Source organism: Microbacterium sp. NPDC090007, from assembly GCF_044748345.1.
Lineage (GTDB): Bacteria > Actinomycetota > Actinomycetes > Actinomycetales > Microbacteriaceae > Microbacterium.
The window spans coordinates 65,444-87,374 of sequence record NZ_JBIVFV010000002.1; the positions used below are offsets into that span (position 1 = coordinate 65,444).

General features: G+C 71.9%; 18 protein-coding genes. 4 read left to right on the plus strand and 14 right to left on the minus strand.

All coding sequences use genetic code 11. The features are described 5' to 3' along the window. Positions 1 to 31: 31 nt before the first annotated feature. The 8 genes from ACIPVB_RS08705 to ACIPVB_RS08740 form a co-directional block, all read right to left on the minus strand. Entirely contained in the window at positions 32 to 853 is an 822-nt protein-coding gene (locus ACIPVB_RS08705; RefSeq protein WP_400368287.1) for a hypothetical protein, read from the minus strand. Further along, on the minus strand, positions 850 to 1,515 hold the full coding sequence (locus ACIPVB_RS08710; protein ID WP_400368288.1) for a LuxR C-terminal-related transcriptional regulator: 666 nt from the start codon (positions 1,513 to 1,515) through the stop codon (positions 850 to 852). The genes ACIPVB_RS08705 and ACIPVB_RS08710 overlap by 4 nt, the downstream gene beginning before the upstream one ends. After that, on the minus strand, positions 1,503 to 2,825 hold the full coding sequence (locus ACIPVB_RS08715; protein ID WP_400368290.1) for a histidine kinase: 1,323 nt from the start codon (positions 2,823 to 2,825) through the stop codon (positions 1,503 to 1,505). The genes ACIPVB_RS08710 and ACIPVB_RS08715 overlap by 13 nt, the downstream gene beginning before the upstream one ends. Positions 2,826 to 3,051: 226 nt before the next feature. Further along, the gene (gene mmsB / locus ACIPVB_RS08720; RefSeq protein WP_400368291.1) at positions 3,052 to 4,317 is read right to left on the minus strand and encodes a multiple monosaccharide ABC transporter permease; all 1,266 of its coding nucleotides are present in this window, start codon (positions 4,315 to 4,317) and stop codon (positions 3,052 to 3,054) included. Next, the gene (mmsA, locus tag ACIPVB_RS08725) at positions 4,304 to 5,830 is read right to left on the minus strand and encodes a multiple monosaccharide ABC transporter ATP-binding protein (RefSeq protein ID WP_400368958.1); all 1,527 of its coding nucleotides are present in this window, start codon (positions 5,828 to 5,830) and stop codon (positions 4,304 to 4,306) included. Before mmsA ends, mmsB begins: the two co-directional genes overlap by 14 nt. Before the next feature lie 159 nt (positions 5,831 to 5,989). Beyond that, complete coding sequence (gene chvE / locus ACIPVB_RS08730) at positions 5,990 to 7,093, minus strand: multiple monosaccharide ABC transporter substrate-binding protein (RefSeq protein WP_400368960.1); 1,104 nt, start codon at positions 7,091 to 7,093, stop codon at positions 5,990 to 5,992. A gap of 325 nt (positions 7,094 to 7,418) precedes the next feature. Further along, positions 7,419 to 8,444 carry a LacI family DNA-binding transcriptional regulator gene (locus ACIPVB_RS08735; RefSeq protein WP_400368292.1) on the minus strand — a complete coding sequence of 342 codons (1,026 nt, stop codon included), beginning with the start codon at positions 8,442 to 8,444 and terminating at the stop codon, positions 7,419 to 7,421. Between the two features lie 165 nt (positions 8,445 to 8,609). Then, positions 8,610 to 9,932, minus strand: a complete 1,323-nt coding sequence (locus ACIPVB_RS08740; RefSeq protein WP_400368293.1) for a M20/M25/M40 family metallo-hydrolase — start codon at positions 9,930 to 9,932, stop codon at positions 8,610 to 8,612. Positions 9,933 to 10,031: 99 nt separating this feature from the next. Here ACIPVB_RS08740 and ACIPVB_RS08745 point away from each other — a divergent pair, with 99 nt between their 5' ends. Further along, a complete protein-coding gene (locus ACIPVB_RS08745; protein ID WP_400368294.1) occupies positions 10,032 to 11,015 on the plus strand; it encodes a Gfo/Idh/MocA family protein in 984 nt (327 codons plus the stop codon). Positions 11,016 to 11,061: 46 nt separating this feature from the next. After that, a complete protein-coding gene (locus tag ACIPVB_RS08750; RefSeq protein WP_400368295.1) occupies positions 11,062 to 11,928 on the plus strand; it encodes an NYN domain-containing protein in 867 nt (288 codons plus the stop codon). A 155-nt stretch (positions 11,929 to 12,083) separates the two neighbouring features. Here ACIPVB_RS08750 and ACIPVB_RS08755 read toward each other — a convergent pair whose 3' ends face one another. Continuing rightward, complete coding sequence (locus tag ACIPVB_RS08755; RefSeq protein ID WP_400368296.1) at positions 12,084 to 12,710, minus strand: hypothetical protein; 627 nt, start codon at positions 12,708 to 12,710, stop codon at positions 12,084 to 12,086. Positions 12,711 to 12,714: 4 nt separating this feature from the next. Then, on the minus strand, positions 12,715 to 14,256 hold the full coding sequence (locus tag ACIPVB_RS08760) for an ATP-dependent DNA ligase (RefSeq protein WP_400368961.1): 1,542 nt from the start codon (positions 14,254 to 14,256) through the stop codon (positions 12,715 to 12,717). A gap of 169 nt (positions 14,257 to 14,425) precedes the next feature. Between ACIPVB_RS08760 and ACIPVB_RS08765 the strand changes: the two genes are divergently transcribed. After that, entirely contained in the window at positions 14,426 to 16,093 is a 1,668-nt protein-coding gene (locus ACIPVB_RS08765; protein ID WP_400368297.1) for a RecQ family ATP-dependent DNA helicase, read from the plus strand. A 105-nt stretch (positions 16,094 to 16,198) separates the two neighbouring features. Here ACIPVB_RS08765 and ACIPVB_RS08770 read toward each other — a convergent pair whose 3' ends face one another. Further along, a complete protein-coding gene (locus ACIPVB_RS08770; protein ID WP_400368298.1) occupies positions 16,199 to 16,606 on the minus strand; it encodes a hypothetical protein in 408 nt (135 codons plus the stop codon). A gap of 56 nt (positions 16,607 to 16,662) precedes the next feature. Between ACIPVB_RS08770 and ACIPVB_RS08775 the strand changes: the two genes are divergently transcribed. After that, entirely contained in the window at positions 16,663 to 17,154 is a 492-nt protein-coding gene (locus ACIPVB_RS08775; RefSeq protein WP_400368299.1) for a GNAT family N-acetyltransferase, read from the plus strand. A gap of 210 nt (positions 17,155 to 17,364) precedes the next feature. On the opposite strand, the gene ACIPVB_RS08780 is transcribed toward ACIPVB_RS08775, so the two are convergent. From ACIPVB_RS08780 to ACIPVB_RS08790, 3 genes are all read right to left on the minus strand, one after another. Continuing rightward, positions 17,365 to 18,141, minus strand: coding sequence for an LLM class flavin-dependent oxidoreductase (locus ACIPVB_RS08780; protein WP_400368300.1), 777 nt, complete (start codon positions 18,139 to 18,141; stop codon positions 17,365 to 17,367). Next, positions 18,138 to 19,019: an LLM class flavin-dependent oxidoreductase gene (locus tag ACIPVB_RS08785; RefSeq protein ID WP_400368302.1), complete on the minus strand. Its 882-nt coding sequence runs from the start codon at positions 19,017 to 19,019 to the stop codon at positions 18,138 to 18,140. Before ACIPVB_RS08785 ends, ACIPVB_RS08780 begins: the two co-directional genes overlap by 4 nt. A gap of 338 nt (positions 19,020 to 19,357) precedes the next feature. Next, entirely contained in the window at positions 19,358 to 21,877 is a 2,520-nt protein-coding gene (locus tag ACIPVB_RS08790; RefSeq protein ID WP_400368303.1) for an ATP-dependent Clp protease ATP-binding subunit, read from the minus strand. Positions 21,878 to 21,931 lie beyond the last annotated feature (54 nt).

Here is a 21,931-nt window from a genome sequence, read left to right on the forward strand (position 1 = left end):
GGGCGACGGATCTCGGCGAGTCGCGCCGGTGTCAGCGGAGAGTGACGCGGCCCATCGTCGCGGTGACATCGACCTGTGCGGCGGCTTCGGCGTTCGTGCGCAACGCATTGTCGACCGTGCCCACGCCCTCGTCGGTCGTGACGGCGTACTCGTCGTCGGGAAGTGCGATGTCGGCCGAGCCCGCCGTCACGTCCACGCGGACGCGCTCGGGTGTCGAGCCGTTCAGCGCCGCGGTGAGGCGGCCCCCGGCGACGTCGAAGGCGGCGGTCGCGGTGTCGTCCAGCCGCAGCGAGGCGGTGCCTCCCGCGAGCGACAGGTCGACGGATCGCGCGGTGCCCGACAGCGTCGCGCTGCCCCCGTTGACCTCGACGTCGAGAGCGTCGAAATCCCCGTCCGCCTCGACCGACCCCCCGCTCACGCGCACATCGGCCGAGACGACCGCGTCGCGCGGCAGGGTCAAGGTCGCCGCGGCCTGGTCGCCGATGAACGTCCCGGACGGCGAGACCACGCGGAGCCGGTCGCCGTCGCGTTCGAAGGTCCACGCGTTCGGACCGCTCGTGGCGGCATCGAGCTCGGGGGCCTCGACATCGCCGGACGTGACGGTGAGCTGCGCGCCGGCGACGACGACGTCGAGGGACGACAGGGCTCCCCGCGCCACCTCGGACGTCGTCTGTCCGCTCGCCACGGCGTCCCACCGCGACGCCGCCATGCCGTGCGCGGCCGACAGCCCCGTGCCGACGAACGTGCCGAATGCGATGCAGGCACCGGCCACGATCGTGACGACCGAGATCACGAAAGCGGCGCCGCGACGACGCGCCGGCGGGGGCGGCGGGGTGGGGGTGTGGATGCTCATGAGATCGCTCCGGTGTGGTCGTGGCCCAGGTGCACGAGAGCGGCGATCACGCGGCGGTTGCCGGTGTCGTCCTGCTCGAGCCCGAGTTTGGTGAAGATGGCGGTGATGTACTTCTCGACGCTGGCCTCGGAGACGAAGAGCGCACCGGCGATGGCCTGGTTGGAGCGCCCCTCGGCGATGAGCGCCAGCACGCTGCGCTCGCGCTCGGTCAGGCTCTGCAGGCGCTCGTCGCGGCGGCGTCGGGTCAGCAGCTGCGAGACGACCTCGGGATCGAGCACGGTCCCCCCGCGCGCGATCGAGGCCACCGCGCCGAGGAAGTCGGCGACGTCTGCCACCCGGTCCTTCAGCAGGTAACCGAGGGCGCCCTGCCCATCGGCGATGAGATCGGCCGCGTAGCGCTCCTCGACGTACTGCGACAGCACGAGGACCGCCAGACCCGGATGCCGCGATCGCAGCGCGATCGCCGCGCGGATGCCCTCGTCGGTCCAGGTCGGCGGCAGACGCACGTCGAGGATGCAGAGGTCCGGCGCCGCGTCCACGACGGCGGCCTCGAGCCCCTCGGCGTCGGCGAGGGCGGCGACCACCTCGTGGCCGTCGTCGGCGAGCAGACGGACGAGCCCCTCGCGCAGCAGCACGGAGTCCTCGCAGATCAGGATGCGCACGGGACGTTCACCTCCACCGTGGTCGGGCCGCCCTGCGGGCTGTCGATCCGGGCGGTGCCGCCGGCCGCGGTGACGCGGTTGACGATCCCGTCCAGCCCCCCGCCGGGCACGACACGCGCACCGCCCAGACCGTCGTCCTCGACGCGCGCCCACAGCGATCCGTCGTCGCGCACCCGCACGTCGACCCGGCAGGCGCCGGCGCGCGAGTGCTTCGCGGCGTTGGTCAGCGTTTCGGCGATCGCGAAGTACACGGCCTCCTCCGCCGCGCGGCCGCAGCGACGCGGCAGACGCACGTCGAGGGTCACCGGGATGTGCGAGCGCGACGCCAGCGCCGAGAGGGCGGCATCCAATCCGCGATCCTCGAGGACCGAGGCATGGATGCCGCGGGCCAGCTGCCGCAGTTCGGTGATCGCGGATTTGGTCGAGGCGTGCGCCTCGGCGATCAGCGCCTTGGCGGCCGCCGGGTCGTCGTCGATCTTGGTCTGGGCGAGCCCCAGCGTCATGCCGATGGACACCAGCCGCGGCTGGACGCCGTCGTGCAGATCGCGTTCGATGCGGGTGCGCTCGACCTCGGCCGCGCGGACGGCGCCGGCGCGGCGGGTGTCGGAGGTGCGGGCCTGCTCGAGCAGCTGCGCCTCGCGCGAGGGCACGAAGATCGCCCGGGCGATCACACCGTGCAGGATCGCCAGACCGATGACGACCGCCAGCGAGAGGACGATCCCGGCCAGACCCACCACCGGCGCCCACGCCCCGGTGACGAACAGCCCGCCGAAGAAGCGCGTGTCGGCGATCCCGAAGAGGGGGCGGAGGCCGATGGCCACGCTCCAGGCGGCGGCGCCGATCATCGCGAGGGTCGCCAGGCCGAGGACGGTCGAGATGGCGAACGAGGCCAGGGCCCGCCACTGCGCGGGGGCGATGGCCTGCAGCCACAGCGAATGCAGCCACCCGACGAATCCGGGTCGCGGGCTGCGCCGCAGGCGGAACGGGGCGAGACCGAGTCCGTAGAGGCCGTCCAGACGCGCCCGCTCGAACCACGCCACCGCGTACAGGACGTAGACGAGGGCGACGATGAAGACGACGCCGAACAGCAGCGCGGCGAGCAGCCCCAGACCCCACCCGAGCATGGTGAAGACGGTGGTGAAGACGGCCGGTCCGATCACCCCGAGGGCGGCGAGCTGCGCGGCCGCGCCGAACACGCGGCCCGGCGAGCTCACGCGGACGGCGGGGGCGGCGGTATCGCGCGCGTCGGGCGCGCTCGCCGTCGGCGAGGGCCCGGGAAGAGGAGGCGGGAGAACGGATGCCGTGGTCATGTCCTCCACGGTAGGACGCGGGCTCCCCCGGCGCCGCCCGGTCAGCCCCCGCTCGCGTTCGGGTTATCCCGAATCCGCGCGAGTCGCCGCGAATCGTCGCCGCACGCGTGGCGGAGGCGACGCATCCTGGCAACTCACGCGGGGAGGGCGGCGAGGGACGGGGAGGGGTGCGGGCGCGCGAACGCCCCGCCGCGCGAGGCGACGGGGCGTTCGAGGACGGTCGGGATCAACCGCGCGTGCGGTTCTTGTTCCAGACGTCGAAGGCCACGGCCAGCAGCAGCACGAGACCCTTGATGAACTGCTGCACGTCTGTGGAGATCCCCATGAGCGACATGCCGTTGTTGAGCACACCCATGACCAGACCACCGGCGATCGCACCGACCACCCGGCCGACACCACCCTGGACGGCCGCACCACCGATGAATGACGCCGCGATGGCATCCAGTTCGAACAGGTTCCCGGCACCGGGGCCGGCGGAGTTCAGGCGCCCCGTGAAGACGATGCCGGCCAGGGCCGCGAGCACGCCCATGTTGACGAACAGCATGAAGTCGACGCGACGGGTGTTGATGCCCGAGAGCTTGGCCGCGGTGCGGTTGCCGCCGATGGCGTAGATGTGGCGGCCGAAGACGCTGCGGCTCATCACGGTGGAGTATCCGATGATCAGCAGCGCCAGCACCACGAGCACGATGGGCGTGCCGCGCGAGCCGGGGGCCACACCGAGCAGATAGGTGAGGTACGCGATGAGCGCACCGCCGCCGATGAGCTTGACCAGGAACGCCGTCTGCGGCTCGTTCTGCAGTTCGAGTGCCGCGCGCTTGGCGCGCTGGCGCACCTGCGACACGACGAAGAGCACGAGCGTCAGCACACCCAGTGCGACGGTGATCCACTCCGCCGGAGACGAGGTCGCGGGGAACAGGTCGGGGAAGAGGTAGCCACCGCCGAGCTGGCGGTACTCGGTCGGGAAGGGCGTGATCTGCGTGTTGCCCAGCGTCATCTGCGTGAGGCCGCGGAACAGCAGCATGCCCGCCAACGTCACGATGAACGCCGGAATGCCGATGTAGGCGACCCAGAAGCCCTGCCACATGCCGACCACCGCGCCCAGGACGAGCGAGAGCAGGATGCCGAGCCACCAGGGCAGGCCCCACTGGACGATCAGCACACCCGACACCGCGCCGACGAAGGCGGCGACGGAGCCGACCGACAGGTCGATGTGGCCGGCGATGATGATCATCACCATGCCGATCGCGAGGATCAGGATGTAGCTGTTCTGAACGATGATGTTCGACACGTTGCCCGCGGTGAGCAGACGCCCGCCGGTGAGGGCCTGGAACAGCAGCACGATCACGATCAGCGCGATGAAGATGCCGATCTCGCGCAGGCGTGACGTGAAGAACTGCACGATGCCGCCGCCGGCACCGCCGGCGCCACCGCCGACGGGTCCCTTCGGCGTGGCCGGCCCCTGCGGGGTCACGGTGTTGTCAAGCGCTGACATGGTCGGCTTCCTTCTCCTTCGTCATGAGCACCATGAGTGCCTCGGGGGTGGCCTCTTCGATGGGCAGCTGGCCGGTGATGTGGCCTTCGCTGAGGGTGTAGATGCGGTCGCAGATGCCGAGGAGCTCGGGCAGCTCGGACGAGATGACCAGCACACCCTTCCCCTGGGCCGCGAGGGCGTTGATGATCGTGTAGATCTCGTACTTGGCGCCGACGTCGATGCCGCGGGTGGGCTCGTCGAGGATCAGCACCTCGGGATCCGAGAAGAGCCACTGCGACAGCACGACCTTCTGCTGGTTGCCGCCCGAGAGCTTGCCCACGACCACGTCGACGCTGGGCGCCTTGATGTTCATGGACTTGCGGTACCGGTTGGCGACGAGGTACTCCTCGTCGCCGTCGACGAATCCGCCCTTGACGAGCTTGCGCATCCCCGCGAGCGAGATATTGCGCTTGATGGTGTCGATGAGGTTCAGTCCGGCGCCCTTGCGGTCCTCGGTCACGTATGCGAGCCCGCTGCGGATGGCGTTGGGCACCGTGGAGGTGTCGGCCTTCTCGCCGTTGATGTAGACGGTGCCCGAGATGCGCGAGCCGAAGCTCTTACCGAACACGCTCATGGCCAGCTCGGTGCGACCCGCGCCCATGAGGCCGGCGATACCGACGACCTCGCCCGCGCGCACGTTCAGGTTCGCGCTGTGGATGACGGTGCGGTTGGCGTCCGTGGGGTGGCTGACGTTCCAGTCCTCGATGCGCAGGACCTCGTCGCCGATCTCGACGTCGCGGTCGGGGTAGCGGTTCTCCAGCTCGCGGCCCACCATGCCGCGGATGATGCGGTCCTCGCTCGTGCCGCCCGTGGCGACGTCGAGCGTCTCGATCGTGCGACCGTCGCGGATGATCGTGACCTCGTCGGCGATCGCGCGGATCTCGTTGAGCTTGTGGCTGATGATGATGCACGTGATGTTCTGACCGCGCAGATGCCGGATCAGATCGAGCAGGTGCTCGGAGTCGTCGTCGTTGAGGGCCGCGGTCGGCTCGTCGAGGATGAGGAGCTTGACGTCCTTGGACAACGCCTTGGCGATCTCGACGAGCTGCTGCTTGCCGACGCCGATCTCGTTGACCGGCACGTCGGGGCTGTCGCCCAGGCCCACGCGGGCCAGGAGCTTGGCCGCCTCGCGGTTCGTGGCATCCCAGTCGATCAGGCCGCGGTGGGTGATCTCGTTGCCGAGGAAGATGTTCTCGGCGATCGACAGATAGGGGCTGAGGGCGAGCTCCTGGTGGATGATGACGATGCCGGCGGCCTCGCTGTCGCGGATGTCCTTGAACTCGACGGTGTTGCCGTCGAAGACGATCTCGCCGCGGTAGTCGCCCGCGGGATACACACCGCTGAGCACCTTCATGAGGGTCGACTTGCCGGCACCGTTCTCGCCGCAGATGGCGTGAACCGTCCCGCGCTCGACGGTCAACGACACGTCGGCGAGCGCGATGACGCCGGGGAACTCCTTGGTGATCGAGCGCATCTCGAGGATGGTGCTCACGAGGTCCTCCTTGCAGAACCGGCTCGTGGCCGGTCGGGATGGTGAGGCGGGCGCCGGGGGCTGACCCGCGGGAGCCTCCGCCGCGACCCGGTTCGGGCCGCGGCGGAGGCGGGGAGGGAGAGTGCGGACCCTCCCGGGGGATCAACCCAGGTCGGCCTCGGTGTAGTAACCGCTGTCGACGAGGATCTCCTTGTAGTTGGCGTCGGTGACGATCGTCGACTCGAGCAGGTACGAGGGGACGACCTTCTCGCCGTTGTCGTACGTTTCGGTGTCGTTGACCTCGGGCTCCTCGCCCTTGCGGATGTCGTCGACCATGGTCACGGCCTGCTTGGCGAGCTCGCGCGTGTCCTTGAAGATCGTCGAGTACTGCTCACCGGCGATGATCGACTTGATCGAGCCGACCTCGGCGTCCTGACCCGTGATGACGGGGAGGTCGCTGGCGGAGTAGCCTCCCGAGGTGAGGGCGGAGATGATGCCGATCGACAGGCCGTCGTAGGGCGAGAGCACCCCGTCGAGCTTGGTCGAGCCGATGACGGTGAGGATGTTCTCCATGCGCTCCTGGGCCGTCTCGGGCAGCCAGCGCAGGATCGCGGCCTGACCGAACTGGGTCTGGCCGGACGGGACGACGAGCACGCCCGAGTCCATGTACGGCTTGAGGGTCTCCATCGCGCCGTCCCAGAAGAACGTGGCGTTGTTGTCGTCGGGGCTGCCGGCGAACAGTTCGACGTTGAACGGGCCCGTGGCGCCGGTCTCGTTGCCCGACTCGTCGAGCACGCCGAGGCCGGTCAGCAGGGAGGTCGCCTGCTGCACGCCGACCTGGAAGTTGTCGAACGTCGTGTAGTAGTCGACATTGGGCGTGCCGTTGATGAGGCGGTCGTACGCGATCACGGGGATCTGCGCGTCGGCGGCCTGCTGGAGCACGTCGGTCAGCGTGGTGCCGTCGATCGAGGCGATGATCAGGGCCTTGGCGCCCGAGGTGATCATGTTCTCGATCTGCGAGACCTGGGTGGGGATGTCGTCGTTGGCGTACTGCAGGTCGACCTGGTAGCCGAGCTCTTCGAGCTGCGACTTGACGTTGTTGCCGTCGGCGATCCACCGCTCGGACTGCTGCGTCGGCATGGCGACGCCGATGATGCCGCCGGCTTCCTCCGAGTCACCGGCTCCACCGCCCGTGCGGTCGCCCGCGCAACCGGCGAGGCCGATGCCGAGCGCGAGGACGCCCGCTCCCGCGACCGCCTTGAGCATGCTGTGCTTCTTCACTCTGGTTCCCTCCGTTGGGTGTGTGCGCGGTCTCTCCCCATGGAGCCCACCGCTGATGGCGCCCGGTGCAGGATCGGCGCACGAGTCGGCGGGGCGAAACGAAGCCGTCCGGGACACGGCGCCTGCCGTGTCGTTCGAAACATCTTCGTCTCGACGGATCCGCTCCGCAGCGAGTCCCGTCGGCCTGTGCGACCGGTCATGTGACCGTTCACATTGTGTGTGTGATGCTACCCCGCCCGCAGGCGGAGCTGTCAAGTCCCCGTGCGTTCCGAAACGCGCCGTTGCGCAAACGTGACGTATCGGCGAGGGTTCACGCGCGCGGCGGCGCGGTCGAGGAACGCACGATCAGACGCAGGTGGTCGGGTTCGGCCGCCACGGCGTCGCCCACGTCGGCGCCCAACGTCGTCAGCAGATCGGTCACGGCGCGCGCGCCGATCCCGGCGAAGTCCTGCCGGACGGTCGTGAGCGGCGGCCAGAGATGCGCCGACTCGGGCACATCGTCGAAGCCGACGACCGAGACGTCCTCGGGCACCGAGCGCCCCCGGGCGCGGACGGCGTGCATGAACCCGAGCGCCATGTGGTCGTTGCCGGCGAACACCGCCGTGGCGTCCTCCGTGCGCAGAAGCTCCAGCCCCGCCTCGAACCCGAAGTGCGCGGTCCAGTCCCCCAGCACCGGCGGTCGCGGTGAGAGATCGTGGGCGTCCATCTCGGCGAGGTAGCCGCGCATGCGATGGTCGGCTTCGACCCAGTCTCGCGGACCCGCGATGTGCAGGATGCGCGTGTGGCCGAGCTCGATCAGATGGCGAACGGCCGCACGGGCGCCCGCGGTCTGATCGTTGCGGGAGGTGGAGGTGCCCGACGACGACACCGTCTGCACGGGGACGGGCAGCTGGAGCTCCTCGAGGATCGGGACGACCCTCGTCTGCGGAGCGACCGCGATCAGTCCCTCGACCGACTGCTGCATCAGGTGGTCGATCGATGCCCGCACGTCGTCGGGAGCGCTGGTGGCCAGGTTGGTCAGCGTCAGGCGATACCCCGCCGTCCGCGCGACGGACTCGATGGCCTGCACCATCGCCGACGTGCCGTGCGTGGTCATCCGCGGGCCGAGCACGCCGATGAGCCGTGACCGGCTCGTCGCCAGGGCGCGCGCGGCCTGGTTCGGCACGAATTTGAGCTCCGCGATCGCCGAGCGGACCTTCTCCGCCGTCTCGGGTCGCAGCTGCGGACTGTTGTTGATCACGCGGGAGACGGTCTGATACGAAACACCCGCCAGCCGCGCGACGTCGCGGATGCTCGGGGCGCGCCCGTTCGCCTCCGGGATGTCGGTGTCGCTCATGGTCCGCCTCATCGCGGGTCGCGCGCTGTTGCGTGACCGGTCACACGAGGATAGCCGACGCACCGCGTCGCGCCCGATTCGTGGCCGCGGGCATCCCGCGACCGCGTGGGCCACCCACCCGCCGTCCCACGGGACGCGGGCCGCACGCGACGGACGGGTCGCGACTCACGCCTCGAGCAGCGCGCGGTAGAAGCGGATGCCGCGGAGCCACACGTCGACGCGGATCCGCTCGTCGGGGGCGTGCAGGGCGTCGCGCTCGGCGCGCGTGAGGTGGAACGGGGCGAAGCGGTAGACGGCATCCGTCAGCGCGGTGTAGAACCGGCTGTCGCTCGCCCCGAGCTGCAGGTACGGCAGCGCGACGACCTCGTCCCCGAGGGTGGACGAGACCGCGCTCGACAACCGTCGCCACGCCGCACCGCGCCACGGCGACACGGGCGAGGGGTCGTCGCCGTGACGCAGCTCGATGTCGATCAGCGGGTCGGCGATCGCCCGACGCAGGTGGATCGCGGCGTCGCTGAGCGTCTCGCCGGTGAGCAGACGCACGTTCACGCTCGCCCGTGCGGTCGTCGCCAGGACGTTGTCGGCGGGCGACCCCTCGAGGCGGGTCACGACCGCCGTCGTGCGCACGAGGGCGTTGGTCTCGGGCCCGAGGGACGCGAACGCGCGCGTCAGCACCGGAGCCGTCAGGTGCGCGTTGCGCAGCACCGCCCGCAGCGGCAGAGCCGTGTGGTCCGCGGCGGTGACCAGCATCGCGCGCACGGGGGCGGTCAGGCGCCGACGGAAGGGGCGACGACGCAAGCGGTCAACGGCGCGAGCCAGCCGCGCGGTGGCCGGCAGGGGCGGCGGAGTCGACGCGTGTCCCCCGGCCTCGCGCGCGACGAGGTCGAACGTGGCCGAACCGCGCTCGGCGACCCCGATCATCGCGGTGGGCGCCGCCACCCCCGGCACGGCGCCGTCGACCACGGCACCGCCCTCGTCGAGCACCAGGGCGGGCCGCACCCCGCGATCGGCGAGCAGCGCCGCCATGGCCCGGGCGCCGGTCCCCCGCGTCTCCTCGTCGTGACCGAAGGCGAGCCACACGTCGGTCGCCGGGATCACGCCCTCGGCGAGGGCCTGCTCGACGGCCTCGAGGATCGCCACCAGCGCCCCCTTGTCGTCGATCGCTCCGCGCGCGTGGATCGTGGCATCCGTCCCCGTCCCCTCGATCTGGGCCGCGAACGGGGGATGCCGCCAGACCTGCCCGTCGACCGGGACGACGTCCTGATGCGCGAGCAGGACGAGAGGCGCCTGGTCGGTGCGTCCCGCCCAGCGATACAGCAGGGAGCGTCCCGCGACGACCTCGCGCTCGAGCCGGGCGTGCACCCGCGGGTAGAGGCGCTCGAGCGCCGCATGGAACCGCGCGAAGTCCGCGTCGTCGACCTCGGCGGGATCGGCCCGCGAGACGGTCGGGATGGACAGCAGCTCGCGGAAGCGCTCGACCGGCGTCATGCGGCGAGCCTATGCCGAAGACCGCGCCGGCCCGCGGATCGACCTCGCATCCGCTCCCGCCGGGCCGCGATGTCCGCGGTCGCCGATACGGTGGATGCCATGACCGGACTGCACTGGGGCATCCTCGCAACGGGCGGCATCGCGCACGCCTTCACCTCCGACCTGCGCACCGCGGGTCTCGACGTCACCGCCGTCGGTTCCCGGCGCATCGACAGCGCACGCGACTTCGCCGCGCGCTACGACATCCCGAACGCGTACGGCTCGTACGAAGAGCTCGTCTCCGACCCGGATGTCGACATCGTCTACATCGCGACCCCCCATCCCTCCCACGTCGACAACGCCCTGCTCGCGCTCGCGCACGGCAAGCACGTGCTCGTCGAGAAGCCGTTCACCCTCAACGCCGTCGAGGCCGGCCGCATCCGCGACGCCGCCGCCGACGCCGGCCTGCTGGCGATGGAGGCGATGTGGACCCGCTACCTGCCGCACATGGTTCGCGTCCGCGAGATCATCGAGGCCGGCACGCTCGGTGAGATCCGCGTGGTCTCGGCCGACCACACGCAGAAGATCTCCACCGACCCCGCGCACCGTCTGAACGACCTCGCACTCGGCGGCGGCGCGCTGCTGGACCTCGGCATCTACCCGATCTCGTTCGCCGTCGACGTGCTCGGTCTGCCCGAACGCATCACCGCGGTGGCGCGCCTGTCGGATGCCGGCAGCGACGCCGAGGTCGCGACCGCGTTCGTCCACGCCGGAGGGGCGGTCTCGACCAGCGTGTCGTCGTCGCGCGGCGCGGGGCTCAACACCGCGCAGATCGTCGGAACCGAGGCGCGCATCGAGATCGACCGCGTCTGGTACACCCCCACCACGTTCCGCGTCGTCTCGCCCTCGGGCGAGGTGCTTGAGCGTTTCGACGGCAGCGTCGACGGCCGCGGCATGCAGTTCCAGGCGCAGGCCGCGGAGCGCTTCGTCGCCGAGGGCGCCGGCGCGAACGGCATCCTGCCCCTCGACGAGTCGGTCGCGATCATGGGCGTCCTCGATGAGGTGCGTCGGCAGATCGGCGTGGTCTATCCCGGCGAGCGCTGAGCGCCCGGGGTACCCGCGGCGCGCCCCGACCGGTCAGACTGGACCCATGCCCGATACCCAGACCGCCCGTGTCGCCGTCTACCTCGACTTCGACAACATCGTCATGTCGTGGTACGACCGCGTGCACGGTCGCAACGCGTACTCGCGGGACCGTCAGAAGATCGCCGAGAACCCGATGGATCCCGAGATCGCCGAACGGCTCACCAAGGCGACGATCGACGTCGGCGCGGTCATCGACTACGCCGCGTCGTTCGGCACCCTCGTGCTGACCCGCGCCTACGCGGACTGGTCCGCGCCGGTCAACGCCGAATACCGCTCGCAGCTCGTCGCGCGCGCCGTCGATCTGGTGCAGCTGTTCCCCGCCGCCGCCTACGCCAAGAACGGCGCCGACATCCGTCTCGCGGTGGATGCCGTGGAGGACATGTTCCGACTGCCCGATCTGACCCACGTGGTCATCGTCGCGGGCGACAGCGACTACGTGCCCCTCGCGCAGCGCTGCAAACGCCTCGGCCGGTATGTCGTGGGCGTGGGCGTGGCCGGGTCGACCGCCAAGTCGCTGGCCGCCGCATGCGACCGTTTCGACGCGTACGACTCCCTGCCCGGCATCCCGAAGCTCTCCGAGACGAAGAAGGACAAGGATGCCGCGCCCTCGCGGCCCCGCGCCCGCAAGCGTTCGAAGGACCCGGCGGTCGACCTGCTCGAGCGCGCGATGCAGCTCGAAGGCGAGCGCGCCGACGGGGAGTGGCTGCACGCGTCGGCGGTGAAGGACCTGATGAAGCGCCTCGACCCGTCGTTCAGCGAGAAGGCCCTGGGCTTCCGCAGCTTCTCGGACTTCTTGAAGGCGCAGGGCGACCACGTCGAGCTGGACGAGGAGTCCAACGTGGTGCAGGTCAAGGCGCTGACGCGGGGCTGAGGGGCACGCCCCGGCTCGAGGTCGGTCGGGCGCCGCTCGGCGCCGGGTCGCGCGCCGGACGTGGGTGAGGCGATGCCGTCCCGCCCGGTGGCGAGTGGAGCGACGCCGTCACGCCCGCGGACGCCGGCCGGGGGACGCCGTCCGCCGCGTCCGGGTCAGCGCCGTTCGGCGCCGGGAGCGACGTGGGTCAGCACGCGCTCCCAGACCGAGGTGAGCGTCACGTGCCCGTTGACGGAGTCGATCTCGTCGGCGGGCACGACCTCGGCCTCGGCGGAGCGCAGACGGTCGACGTACCACGACGCGTCGTCGTCGCCGGCCGGGCCCTCTCCCCCGACGACGACGAGCACGTCGGCGTCGAGATGGTCGAGCAGGGGCGTCCGCAGATCGCGGCTGAGCGGGTCGGACGGGCTGCGCACGCCCACGATCGCGAGCCGGTCGACGACGGGCCCCATCGCCGCCGCGAGGTAGATCGCGATCGGTCCCGCCGCTCGCTCGCCGACGAGGCCCACCGTGGCCCCGGGCGCCTCTCGCTCGAGCAGGTCGCGCAGCGCCTGGACCGTGAGCCCGGCCGGCGTCAATCCGCCGAAGACCGGCGGGTCCTCGAGCTCCGGCGCATCGAGTCCCACAGCGACGATGCGCACGTCGTAGCCCGACGTCACCCGCGCATCGGGGTCGGTGGTGGCGACGTCGCCGGTGCGCAGCACGAAGACCGCGCGCGGGGCGCCGGGGGTTCCGAAGCTGCGGTAACCGAGCTCGCCGTCGAGCCAGGGGGCCAGACTCATCGCGTCATCCTTCCGCCGGCGCGCCGCCCGGAAGCAGAGCGCGCAGGGTGTCGATCGTGTCGGCCTGGGCCGCGGGCTTGTCGGAACGGTAGGCCTTGACGCGGGCGAAGCGGAGCGCCACGCCGCCCGGGTACCGCACCGACCGTTGGACGCCGTCGATGGCGATCTCGACGACGGTGTCGGGGACCACGCGGATGCCGCCGGGCACCGATCCGGTCTCGCGTTCGGCGAAGTGCGCGGTCTGCCAGGCGAGCGTCTGATCGGTGAGGCCCTTGAACGTCTTTCCGACCATGACGAAACCGCCGGGCTCGCCGAATGCGCCGTCGGGATCGCGGGCGCCCAGGTGGAGGTTCGACAACCACCCCGCCCGTCGCCCGGAGCCGCGCTCGACGCCCAGCACGACGAGGTCGAACGTGTGCACCGGCTTGACCTTGAGCCAGCTCTTTCCGCGCCGGCCGGCGGTGTAGGGCGCGTCGAGCCCCTTGACCATCACGCCCTCGTGCCCGGCCGTCAGAGCCGCACGCGCGAAGTCGTCGGCGACGGCGACGTCGTCGGTGATCACGGCGGGCAGACGCCAGGCCGCCGCGACCCTCTCGAGCTCCTCGAGCCGGGTGTGCAGCGGTTCGTCGACCAGGTCGCGACCGTCGAGGTGCAGGATGTCGAAGAACCACGGCCGCAGCGCGATCTCACGGGCCGTCTCGGCCCCGAAGCGCGCCATCGTGTCCTGGAACGGACGTGGCGCCCCGTCCTCGTCGAGCGAGAGCGTCTCGCCGTCGAAGATCACCTCGGTCACCGGCAGCGCGCGGACGATCTCGACGATCTCGGGCACGCGGTGGGTGACATCGGCGAGGGTACGGGTGAAGACCCGCACCTCGTCGCCGCGCCGGTGCACCTGGACGCGTGCGCCGTCGAGCTTGTACTCCACCGAGGCGCGACCGGCCTCACCGAGAGCCTCGGCCACGGTCGCGGCGGTCGACGCGAGCATCGGCTGGACGCCACGACCCACGACCAGTCCCACGGCGGCCAGATCCCCGGCGGTCGCGGTCAGTGCCACGCGGGCCGTTCGGCCCAGGTCGCCCGAGAGCATGGCAGCACGGCGCACCGCGGCGCCGTCGCGATCGGCGGCGCGAGCCACGGCATCCAGCAGCACTCCCTCGAGTGCGCCGGTGCGCAGCTCACCCGTCATGACGCGGATGAGCAGGTTCCACTCACCGACCGTCGCCCGGGCCGCCAGATCGTCGAGCAGAGCCGAGCGCTGGGCGGCCGACCCGCTCCCGCCGATGCCGGTCAGGCGCGCGAACGCGTCGTCGATGTCGCCGACCGTGAGCGCTGCCGTGTCGGCGTGCACGACGCCGCGGCTCGACAGCGTCTTGTATCCCACGCCGAGGCGCCCCTGGCGGGGGGATGCGGTGAGGAATCCGATGGCGGGTTCGATCTCGTCGGGCTCGAGCCCGCGCAGCACCTCGGCGAGGGCGTCGACCTTCGCCAGACGCGAACGCGTCGCGGTCACCGCCGCGAGAGCCGTCTCGATGTCGCCGAAGAGCATGTCGTCATCGTGGCATCCCCCTCCGACATCGCCGGCGCTCTTGCGCGCGGCGGCTCGCGGCGCGTACGCGGTGTCGGGGTGGGGTGACATACGACGCCGGTCCTCGCAACCCCCGCACCCGCGTCCCCGGTCTGAGGTGTGCTGGGGGCTCTTCCAGGAATGAGGCCTCGTGAACGCTCCCGCCACCCTCGAACAGTCCACTCGCACCGCCCGTGAGGTGTTCGGCTGGGATGACATGCTGCCCGGTCAGGCCGAGGCGATCGACGCGGTCATCGGCGGCCGTGACACGCTCGTCGTCTTCCCCACCGGCGCGGGGAAATCGGCGGTGTACCAGATCGCCGGGTGCGAGCTGGGCGGGGTGACCGTGGTCATCTCGCCCCTGCTGGCGCTGCAGCGCGATCAGATCGACTCGATCGACCGCGCCCCCGACGCGCCGGCCGCCGTCGCGTTGAACTCCCGCACGGGAGCGCGCGAGAAGAAGGCCGCCTGGGCCGCGATCGAGAGCGGCGAGTCCGTCTACGCCTTCCTCGCGCCCGAGCAGCTCGCCAACACCGAGGTCTTCGACCGGCTCGCGGCGGCCGACGTGCGTCTGGTGGTCGTCGACGAGGCCCACTGCGTGTCGGCGTGGGGGCACGACTTCCGCCCCGAGTACGCCCGCATCGGCGACGCCGTCGACGCGCTCGGGCGCCCACCCGTGCTGGCGCTGACGGCCACGGCATCCGCTCCCGTCCGCGACGACATCGTCGCGAGCCTCGGAATGCGCGACCCGCACCTGGAGGTACGCGGCATGGACCGCCCCGAGATCCACATGGCGGTGCGCCGCCACGAGGACGACGCCGGCAAGCGTCGCGCCGTCGTGGACGATGTCCAGGATGCCGGTGGCCCCGCCCTGTTGTACGTCGCGACGCGCAAAGAGACCGACGCCTACGCCGACGAACTGACCGCGCGAGGGCTGCGCGCGGCGCCGTATCACGGGGCGATGGCGCAGAAGCGACGCGACGAGGTGCACGCGGCCTGGAGCGCCGGCGAGCTCGACGTGGTCGTGGCGACGTCCGCGTTCGGCATGGGCGTCGACAAAGCCGACGTCCGACTGGTCGTGCACGCCGACGTCACCGAGTCGCTCGACTCCTACGCTCAGGAGATCGGTCGGGCCGCACGTGACGGCCAGCCCGCCCGCGCGATCCTGCACTACCGCGCCGAGGACTTCGCGCTGCGGTCGTTCTTCGCCGGCGGCCACAGCAAGCGCGCCGATGTCGCGGGGGTCTGGGATGCCCTGCGGCGTGCGGAAGAGCCGCTGCGCGCCAAAGACATCGCCGAGTCCTCGGGGCGGTCGACCCGGGCGATCGGGCGGGTGCTCAACCAGTTCGTGGTGTGCGGATTGGCCGCGTCCGGCCCCGACGGCGTGACGGTGCGGCAGGAGGTGTCGGCGGGCGACGCCGTCGCCGCGGTACGCGACCGCGACGAAGCCGAGGAGCGCATCCGCGCCTCGCGCATCGAGATCATGCGCGGCTACGCCGAGACCGTGCACTGCCGACGGCGGGCGCTGCTGGAGTACTTCGGTGTCGACACGCCCGAGCGGTGCGGGTCGTGCGACCGGTGCGACGCGGGCGCTGCCGCCCCGGTGGACGACGCCGGGGCTGCCGGCGTCGAATCCATGGATGCCGCGGACGACGGCATCCGCATCGATGCCGTCGTGCACCACGGCGAGTTCGGGACGGGGACGGTCATGGGCGTGGAGGCGGACCGCATCACGGTCTTCTTCTCGGATCACGGGTACAAGGTGCTCGCCCGCGCCGCCTTCGACACGGGCGTGCTCGGTCTCGGCGAAGCCGCCTGAGTCGGGCAGCGCGGGTTCCGCGCTCTCACGTCTTGCGGGGCGTCCCGCGTCCACCGTCCCGAGCGTCAACGTGCGGGTCGCCCGGCGCTCGCCCGATCCCGCGGCTCAACGCTTGCGCGTCGCCCACCACGCCCACGCGACGAGGGGCACCTGCAGGAAAAGCCGGGCGAACCGGGCGCGATCGGTGGTGAGACCGGGAGCGGAGCGGCCCGTACGCCACTGGTGCACGTTGCCGGGCAAGACGGCGACGAAGAATGCCGCCACCGCCGCGCCGACCCGGCGCCGCTCCCGGGGCAGGGCGACGAGCCCGACGCCGAGGAGGATCTCGACGGCGCCCGAGGCCACGACGATCGCGTCCTTGTCGGTGTGCAGCACCCGTGTCGCCCACTCCGGCACGACGATCCGGTAGCCGCGACGCCCCCAGGTGAGGTGGCCGGTCCCGGCGGCGAGCAGCAGCAGGGCGAGCGCCCCGCGAGAGGCGGAGCGGACGGTGAGACCTCGACGGTGTGGCATCCGGTCAGTCTGCCATCGGCCTGTCGGCTCTCGGCGATGACACCTAGGCTTGCGGGATGGGGACGCAGCATCCGACGATCCGGATCCGAGCCGCGCGCGCCGAGGATGCCGAGGGCATCGCCGTCGTGCACGCCACGTCGTGGCGCGAGACGTATGGCCGCTTCGTCGACGACCCCGAGCACAGTCCGTGGTTCGCTGTCGACCGGCGAATCGACATGTGGCGTCAGAACCTCGCCCAGGGGGCATTCGCGACGATGATCGCGGAGGACGACGACGAGATCGTGGGCTTCGCGGCGGTCCAACCGACCCCCGAGCCCGACGCCGTGCGCGCGGAGGAGCTGACGATGCTGTACGTGCTCGCCGCCCGACACGGCAGTGGCGCCGGACAGGGCCTGCTCGACGCGGTGCTGGGCGCGCGACCGGCCTCGCTGTGGGTCGCGGACGACAACCCCCGCGCCCGCGCGTTCTACGCGCGCAACGGGTTCGTCGCCGACGGGGCGGAGTCGGCGTTCGGGCCCATCCCGCGGACGGTGCGGCTCGTGCGCTGACGGCGTGGCCGCGGTGCGGAGGAGTAGGCGCTGCACGGACGGGGCGGCTGCTGCACGGACGGGGCGGGTGCTGCGCGGACGGGGCGGCTGCTGCGCTTTTCTGCACCGCTCGCGTGCTGACGGCGCGGCTGATCGGTGGACCGCGAATCCCCACCGGGGGTCAGGGCGTCAGGCGAGGGCTGCTCCGCGCCGCGCGCGCGGCCCCGGGCGTCACATCCGATCCGGCGCGACACGGCGGGCGAAGTCGACGTACGCCGTGACGGTGTCGTCGGGCACGATCGCGCGCAGCACCACCTCGTCGGCAGCGGCCGTGTACGCCTCGAGCGCCGGCGCCAGTTCGGCGACGTCGCGGATGGTGGTGTCGGTGGCGTCCACTCCCATCCGTTCGAAGTTCGCGGCGTAGTTCGGGAACGAGGCGTAGCGGGCGGTCTCGGCTTCGAGGCGATCGCGCGCGGCGTCGTCGATCGCCGTGCGGACGTAGACCGCGACGTGGGTCGACGGCACGAGTGCGCGAAGCGCCGCGGACTGCTCGCGCGCCTCGATCGGCGGCACCCAGTTGAGCAGCACGCCCTCGGCGCTCTCGACGGCGGTGCGGCGCATCTTGGGCCCGAGCGCCCCGACCAGGACGCGGGGCAGGCCCGCGCGGTGCAGCGTCTCTGCGGCCGCGCGCACCCGCGCGAGCGCACCCTGCTTCGCCGTTCCGGAGCCGATGCCGATGGTCACCCGGTCGAGGGGAAGACCCAGGGATGCCGCCGCGTCGGCGATCTCGGCAGCCGGACGCCGATCGACGGGCACGACGCCCGTCGCCAGACGCAGGCGGTCGGTGACGCGCGCGGCGGCGGCGAGCGCCGCGAGCGCGTCGCCGTCGGGCGTGTCGTTGACCCAGAGCGTGTGGAAGCCGGCCTGCTCGACGGCGGGAGCGATACGGGCGATCGCGTCGGGGCCGAGGGAGCCGGCCACCCCGAGCGAGACGACCCCGCGCCTCATGACACGCCGTCCGCGTGCGGCACGGCGACGGCGACCTGGCCGACCGCCGAGAAGAACGCGGCGAGATCGACGTCGTCGGTGGGCAGCAGCACGACGTCGTCGACGCCCGCCGCCTGGAACCGGGCGACACCCTCGGCGACCTCGGACACCGACCCGGCGAGCACCCGCTCGGCGGCGTCGGCCCGATCGGACAGCACGGCCGTCGCGCGGTCGCGGGCGTCGGGGCCGAAGGCCGTCAGGACGTACGCCACGACGTCGGCTCTGCCGTCGCGGCCCGCAGCGGTGCGCGCGGCCTGCACGGTCTCGACCGCGGCGGCGATCTCGGCCACGGTGTGACGACTGTCGAGGACCACACCGTCGGCGACCTCGCCCGCGAGGGCGAGGGTCTTGGGCCCTTCTGCGGCGGCGTAGACGAGGGGCGCTGCGGCGGGCGGCCAGTCCAGCGCGACGTCGCGCAGCTTCACGTAGCGTCCCTCGGCGCTCACCGTGTCGCCGGCGAGGAGGGATCGGAGGGCGGGGAGCTGCTCGCGCATGAGCGTCAGCGGAGAGGCGGCCTTGGCGCCGACCTGTCGCATCCAGTCCTGCACCCCGTGCCCGAAACCGGGCAGCAGGCGACCGGGGAAGATGCGCTCGATCGTGGCGACCTCCATCGCCGAGACGGCGACGTTGCGCAGCGGCAGCGGCGCGATGCCCACGCCGATGCGCAGATGGTCGGTGGCGGCGAGAGCCGCCGCGGCGGCCGCCCACGCCGAGGAGCGGAAGCAGTCCTCCCACAGCCACAGTTCGTCGACGCCGGCGTCTTCGGCCGCGCGGGCGGCGTCGCGAATCTGCTCGGGCGGGTGCGGGTACGGGCTGAAGATCGTGCCGATACGACTCATTCCCCTACTCTGCCCCGAACCCCCGACATCGGGGCAGGGCTGGACGCCGGTCTGCTCAGGCCGCCCGTTCCGCCCCCGCGCGAAACTCCGGAGCTTTCGACCGACACGCCGCCCGCACCACCGCGGCTGGCGTCGCTGTAACGATTTCTCCGGAGTTCGGCTCGCGACGCTCGCCCGGCGGCACCCGCGCCGCCACCCGACGCCCGCGCCGCCACCCGGCGCCCGCTCCGCCACCCGGCCGGCAGCCCGCGCCGCCACCAGAGCCGGCCCCCGAGAACCACCCGCCGACGTCGAAGCCCCCGGCACCGAGGCGCCGGGGGCTTGTACGTGGGGGAACGTCAGGCGGCGAGCGCCGCCTTCGCCGAGGTCACCGTGAGGCCGGAGGCGGTGGCATCCACCGTCACCGCTCCCCCGTCGCGCAGATCCCCCGACACGAACAGGTCGGCGATGCGGTCATCGACCTCGCGCTGGATGACGCGGCGGAGGGGCCGCGCCCCGTACTCGGGCTCGTAGCCGTCCTCGGCGAGGCGGTCGACCGCGGCATCCGTCACCTCGAGGGTCACCTCGCGCGAGGCGAGTCGACGTGAGGTGGCCCCCAGCAGCAGGCGCACGATCCGGCGCAGCTGCGCCCTCTCGAGCTTGCGGAACAGGACGATGTCGTCGATGCGGTTGAGGAACTCCGGCCGCATGGCCTCGCGCAGCTTGCCCATCACCCGATCGCGCAGGTCGTCGTCCGCGAATTCGCGACCGGTCGTGGTGAATCCGATGGCGCCGGAACGGGATGCCAGCACCTCGGCGCCCAGGTTGGACGTCATCACGATCACGGTGTTGCGGAAGTCCACCGTGCGTCCCTGCCCGTCGGTGAGCCGGCCGTCGTCGAGCACCTGCAGCAGCAGCGTGAACACGTCGGGGTGGGCCTTCTCGATCTCGTCGAACAGCACGACCGCGTAGGGGTTGCGGCGCACGCGCTCGGTGAGCTGTCCGGCCTCGTCGTAGCCGACGTATCCGGGAGGGGCACCGATCAGGCGCGACACCGTGTGCCGCTCGCCGAACTCGCTCATGTCGAAGCGGATCACCGCGCCGTCGTCGTCGAAGAGCGACCCGGCGAGCGCCTTGGCGAGCTCGGTCTTGCCGACGCCGGTGGGCCCGAGGAACAGGAACGACCCGACGGGGCGGTTCTCGTCGCCCATCCCGGTGCGGTTGCGCCGCACGGCCTTGGCGACCGCGGCGACCGCGTCGTCCTGCCCGATGACGCGTGCGTGCAGCTCCGTCTCGAGGTCGGCGAGGCGACCGCGCTCGGTGGCCGTCAGACGAGAGACGGGGATGCCGGTTGCGCGGCTGATGACCGCGGCGATCTCGGGCTCGTCGACGACGGCGGCCGCGCGAGGCGCGGCGATCGCGTCGGCGAGGCGCGACTGCACGGCGGCGATCTCGTCGCGCAGCCGCGAGGCCTCCTCATAGTGCTCGGCCGAGACGGCGGCGTTCTTATCCGCCTCGAGCACGGCGAGCCGCTCCTGGAGCGCCGAGGTGTCGACGGAGACACCCAGGCGCAGCCGCAGCCGTGCTCCGGCCTGGTCGATCAGGTCGATGGCCTTGTCGGGCAGCACGCGATCCGACAGGTAGCGGTCGCTCAGCTCGACCGCGGCACGGAGGGCCTCGTCGGTGTAGCTGACGGCGTGGTGCTGTTCGTACGCCGCCCGCAGGCCGCGCAGGATCTCCACGGCATCCGGGATCGAGGGTTCTCCGACACGCACCGGCTGCAGGCGCCGCTCGAGGGCGGGGTCCTTCTCGATCGTGCGGTACTCGCGCAGCGTGGTCGCACCGATGAGGTGGACGTCGCCGCGGGCCAGGCGCGGCTTGAGGATGTTGCCCGCGTCCATCGAGCCCTCACCCGTGCCCCCGGCACCCACGAGCGTGTGCACCTCGTCGATGAAGACGACCAGCTTCTCGGATGCCGCGATCTCGTCCATCGTCTGCGTCAGCCGTTCCTCGAAGTCGCCGCGGTAGCGGGCGCCGGCGAGCATGGCGGCCAGATCGAGAGAGACGACGCGCGTGCCGCGCAGCTGCTCGGGCACCTCGTCCGCGACGATGGCGCGCGCGAGTCCCTCGACGACGGCGGTCTTGCCGACGCCGGCCTCGCCGATGAGCACGGGGTTGTTCTTCGTGCGGCGGCTGAGGATCTCGATGGTCTGCTCGATCTCGTCGGCGCGGCCGATCACGGGGTCGAGCTCGCCGGCGGTCGCGCGCGCGGTGAGGTCGGTGCCGAAGCGGTCGAGCTGGGGCGTGGCGCCGACCTGTTCGGCGGCGGTCTCGGTGTCGCCGATGACCGTCTCGCGCACCCCCTGGGTCAGGGCCTCGGCGGTGACGCCGGCCTGCGCGAGGATCTGTCCCGCGGGGGCGTCCTGCGCCAGCACGAGCGCGAAGAACAGGTGGTCGGGGTCGACGTAGGTGGAGCCGGCGGCGCGGGCGACCTGGAAGGCGTGGAACAGCGCGCGCTGCACGGAACCGGCGACGACGGCGCCGTCGACGTGCGCGGGGGCACCGGCGGCCGGGAGGCGGCTCTCGGCGGCGCGGGCGATCGCGGCGGGGTCGGCGCCGAGGCGCGCGACGGCGTCCTTGGCCGGCGAGCGCCCGACGAGCACGTGCAACACGTGCAGGGCGTCGAGTTCGCGCTGTCCGCGGCCGAGTGCGAAGCGACCGGCCTCTTGCAGAGCGTCCTGCGTGCGGGCGCTGAGAAAGCGGCTGAGGTCGATGGAGCGCTCGGCGCGCGCCTGCTCGCCCGCGAGGTAGCGCGCGAGGAACTCGTCGAACGACTGGGCGCCGTCGTCCCCGGCGCCGGGGGTGAAGTCTTCGGGCAATTCCGTCTCCTGTGATAAGTGAGTGCGGTTGACTCAAGTTTGCAACTTGAGCAC

Coding starts and splice junctions, on each gene's coding strand:
- ACIPVB_RS08775 (WP_400368299.1), top strand. CDS start 16,663: ATGGGGACGCAGCATCCGACGATCCGGATCCGAGCCGCGCGCGCCGAG.
- mmsA (WP_400368958.1), bottom strand. CDS start 5,830: ATGCGCTCGATCACCAAGGAGTTCCCCGGCGTCATCGCGCTCGCCGAC.
- ACIPVB_RS08755 (WP_400368296.1), bottom strand. CDS start 12,710: ATGAGTCTGGCCCCCTGGCTCGACGGCGAGCTCGGTTACCGCAGCTTC.
- ACIPVB_RS08735 (WP_400368292.1), bottom strand. CDS start 8,444: ATGAGCGACACCGACATCCCGGAGGCGAACGGGCGCGCCCCGAGCATC.
- ACIPVB_RS08785 (WP_400368302.1), bottom strand. CDS start 19,019: ATGAGTCGTATCGGCACGATCTTCAGCCCGTACCCGCACCCGCCCGAG.
- ACIPVB_RS08740 (WP_400368293.1), bottom strand. CDS start 9,932: ATGACGCCGGTCGAGCGCTTCCGCGAGCTGCTGTCCATCCCGACCGTC.
- ACIPVB_RS08715 (WP_400368290.1), bottom strand. CDS start 2,825: ATGACCACGGCATCCGTTCTCCCGCCTCCTCTTCCCGGGCCCTCGCCG.
- ACIPVB_RS08705 (WP_400368287.1), bottom strand. CDS start 853: ATGAGCATCCACACCCCCACCCCGCCGCCCCCGCCGGCGCGTCGTCGC.
- ACIPVB_RS08745 (WP_400368294.1), top strand. CDS start 10,032: ATGACCGGACTGCACTGGGGCATCCTCGCAACGGGCGGCATCGCGCAC.
- ACIPVB_RS08780 (WP_400368300.1), bottom strand. CDS start 18,141: ATGAGGCGCGGGGTCGTCTCGCTCGGGGTGGCCGGCTCCCTCGGCCCC.
- ACIPVB_RS08760 (WP_400368961.1), bottom strand. CDS start 14,256: ATGCTCTTCGGCGACATCGAGACGGCTCTCGCGGCGGTGACCGCGACG.
- ACIPVB_RS08750 (WP_400368295.1), top strand. CDS start 11,062: ATGCCCGATACCCAGACCGCCCGTGTCGCCGTCTACCTCGACTTCGAC.
- chvE (WP_400368960.1), bottom strand. CDS start 7,093: ATGCTCAAGGCGGTCGCGGGAGCGGGCGTCCTCGCGCTCGGCATCGGC.
- ACIPVB_RS08770 (WP_400368298.1), bottom strand. CDS start 16,606: ATGCCACACCGTCGAGGTCTCACCGTCCGCTCCGCCTCTCGCGGGGCG.
- mmsB (WP_400368291.1), bottom strand. CDS start 4,317: ATGTCAGCGCTTGACAACACCGTGACCCCGCAGGGGCCGGCCACGCCG.